The organism is Bacillus sp. LR--39 (assembly GCF_053613335.1).
Window position 1 is genome coordinate 1 of record NZ_JBSIOT010000483.1, and the last position, 932, is coordinate 932.

The following is a 932-nucleotide window of genomic DNA, read 5'->3' on the forward strand; positions in this document are numbered from 1 at the left end:
GCCTTCCACGAACGGAAAATAAATGACAGGCACATAGCATGTTCTCATTAATTCGTTGGCTGCGGCGGTCAAAAGGTGTGTTTTCCCTGATCCGGGCTGTCCTAAAAGAGCAATGCTGTTTTTTCGGCAATCCTTGATTTGTTCATAATCGGCAACATACTCTTTTGTACACTCAAATGCGTCTTTTATGGCCTGCGGCTTTCCCTCCGTGCGGAATTCCTTGAAGCCGAGCTGTCTGAAAGCGTGGGTAATCTCACTTGCACCCAGCAGCCGCTTCACTTTCCGTTCTGCCATGCAGCTGCACATCGTCCAGACTTCCAGGCCATTCTGCCTGACGAGATAACCTCCCTGATCCTTGCAGCGCAGGCAATCATACCTGCTTGCGTCTGATTCGGCCGGTTTGTCCGACAGTAATGGACGTCTCCCTCTTCTCAGCTCGTCCAAAATCTGTTCGATTGTTCGTTTTGTCATGTTTTTTCATCCTCTCATGCTGAATTGCGGCATTCTTTTTGGCTTGCTGCGCGAAAAATCGATCTTCAATGAATTTCGAGCAGTAGCGAAAAGCCTTGATTGTTTCAGAAGCGGCGGTCCGCCGGTTTTCAAAAGCCTGAAAGCATTCTTCAAGCCATTTGATTGTTTGTGTGACAGGAACGCCGATGGCAACAATGCGGGCGATGGCTTGATAATCTCTTGAGGAAGGATACACGGTGCGTCCTTCTTGAGCCGACCGTAATTGTGTAAACCGCTTCGCAATGTGATCCACTGCATCATCAGCAGCAGTATATTTGTTTGTTTTATCTATATCTGTACGGTCGTTTGTGTCCGGTGTCTGCGGCGAAAATGGCCGTTCTTTTAGACTCCCGTGTACAGTATTGTCCGATCTGAAGCTGAATTTTTTGGAATGCTTGACCGAAATCATCAGTCCGTATGGC

1 protein-coding gene and 1 pseudogene are annotated in these 932 nt (G+C 48.0%); both read right to left on the reverse strand.

Annotated features, from left to right (window positions below):
• A pseudogene (locus ACWHAR_RS24315) lies at positions 1-471 on the reverse strand (ATP-binding protein); the annotation flags it as partial.
• Positions 371-932: phage portal protein (locus tag ACWHAR_RS24320; protein WP_452088086.1), on the reverse strand; the 562-nt coding region annotated here is incomplete at its 5' end. The pseudogene ACWHAR_RS24315 and the gene ACWHAR_RS24320, both read right to left, overlap by 101 nt.